1 protein-coding gene is annotated in these 274 nt (G+C 33.9%); it reads left to right on the top strand.

What is annotated here, in order from left to right:
- Positions 1 to 82 precede the first annotated feature (82 nt).
- The coding region (locus RG959_RS24120; RefSeq protein ID WP_342799299.1) for a hypothetical protein at positions 83 to 274 on the top strand (192 nt) is incomplete at its 3' end.

Below are 274 nucleotides of genomic sequence, written 5' to 3'. Positions count from 1 at the left end.
GAACATGTCTTTATTTTAACCGCCACTCTAATGGACTGTCATATTGGAGACGAAGGATGTACCGAATAAGGAGTGAGCACTAATGCGAGTAATACTGGAATTGTTAAGGATTATTTTTATTTTTATACTGCTCGGTGGATTTATATGGGAAGTATTAAATACTATTTACAGTGTTTATGAGGGAATTCAGAACTATAAGTGGATAGGTGCATTAGGTATCTATTTAGCGCTTTTTGTATTGTATCGTAACATATTTCAATTTTCAGGTTGGTAC

This window comes from Domibacillus sp. 8LH (assembly GCF_038806185.1).
GTDB classification, from domain to species: domain Bacteria; phylum Bacillota; class Bacilli; order Bacillales; family Domibacillaceae; genus Domibacillus; species Domibacillus indicus_A.
This window is presented reverse-complemented; position numbering and strand designations above follow the sequence as displayed.